We start from the raw sequence: 1,706 nt of genomic DNA, 5'->3' as shown, positions 1-1,706 counted from the left end.
CTTTATTTATTTTGAATAATCCAACAAATATCATTATTAAGTTATTCGTTAGATTATTTACTCCTTATATTTAGTAACAAGAGTAAATTTGTCATGGACATTATTTCTAATCTGTTTGACATGGCACCATTTGTCGCACTATTTATTACACTCTCATTGGGTTATATGGTTGGTAAAATTACTATCGGCCGATTTGTTTTAGGCGGTGTGGCCGGAACATTATTAATGGGCGTAATTATTGGGCAATTTGGTGTTCAGATTGATCCCGGCGTAAAAAGTATTTTCTTTGCGCTCTTTATTTATGCTGTGGGTTATCAAGGCGGCGCACAATTCTTTAAAGCACTTAACTTTAGAACCATCAACATTCTGTTGTCTGCGGTTGTTATGACGGTTTCAGGCTTATTGTGTGTACTTGCCGCTGCGTGGTTGTTTGACTTAGATAGAGGTACTGCTGCGGGCCTAGCTGCCGGTGGTTTAACTCAGTCTGCGATCATTGGTACTGCAGGCGATGCGATCGCCCGTTTGGGTGGTGTGTCTGAAGAAGCCAAACATCTGATGCAAACTAACGTTGCTGTAGGTTACGCTGTAACTTACATCTTCGGTTCTCTAGGTCCAATCCTAATGGTGACATGGGTATTCCCAACACTAATGAAATGGGATATCCGCGCTGAAGCAATCAAAATGGCAGAAGCGAACTCAGATGGTAATGCAGAGCTTGGTGCTGGTGAATTCAATGCGATGACAAAACTTGAGACTCGCGCTTTTGAAATCAAAGCAGAGAGCAAAGTGAATGGTTTGACACTAGCCCAAATCAATCAAGATTCAATAGACGCATGCATCGAAGTTATCGAGCGTGATGGCAAAGCGATTGAAGCAGACAAATTTACTAAGCTTCAACAAGGCGATGTTCTGGTTATCACAGGTACTCGTAAAGCCATTGGTCAGTTGAAAGGTGACTCTGTTGGCTCTGAAGTTGTGCTTCCAGAAGAGTACGAAGTCATTGAAGAGAACCGTCAGCTTATCGCAGACAACAAACAACTGATTGGCCGTACACTAGGTCAAATCAAATCAGAAGCGAACAAAGGCACTTACCGTGGTGTTTATGTGACTGACTACCTTCGCGAAGGTGTATCAATCCCAGTTCACGCTGACCTTGTTGTTAAGAAAAATGATGTTATTCAATTAACTGGCTCACCAAGCGATATTAATCGTGTTCAAGGTACAATCGGTAAGCCAATGAACTCAGCAACAATGACTGACTTCATTGTACTAGGCATGGGTATGGTATTGGGTCTTTTGATTGGCCTAATCAACTTCAAAATTGCAGGTATTCCAGTCACTATCGGCTCTGGTGCAGGCTGTCTAGTGTCAGGTCTGATTGTTGGTTGGTTACGCAGCCGTAACCCACATGTGGCGCAATTCCCAGAATCAGCAGCAAGCTTTATTCGCGACTTCGGTCTAGCAGCATTCGTGGGTATCGTTGGTCTTGAGGCTGGCCCTCAAGCGGTAGACACCATCAAAGAACACGGTATGAGCCTACTATTCTTGGGTGTTGCGGTAACCATCATTCCACAGATTATTTCATTCTTCTTCTCGTACTTTGTATTGAAGATAAAGAATCCGGTAGAAGCTTTAGGTTGTGTAACCGGTGGTCGAAGTGCAAACCCAGCGTTCGCTGCATTGATGGAAAAAACAGGCAACGCAAC

1 protein-coding gene is annotated in these 1,706 nt (G+C 43.1%); it reads left to right on the top strand.

Features of this window, described 5'->3' with window-relative positions:
- Positions 1-93: 93 nt before the first annotated feature.
- Positions 94-1,706 (top strand): aspartate-alanine antiporter (aspT, locus tag AB4274_RS20515; protein ID WP_372113063.1); only part of this gene is annotated, 1,613 nt, incomplete at its 3' end.

It is taken from the genome of Vibrio sp. 10N.261.55.A10 (assembly GCF_041470825.1).
GTDB classification, from domain to species: Bacteria; Pseudomonadota; Gammaproteobacteria; order Enterobacterales; family Vibrionaceae; genus Vibrio; species Vibrio crassostreae_C.
Note: the sequence above shows the minus strand (reverse complement) of the source record. Positions and strands in the feature narration are given on the sequence as shown.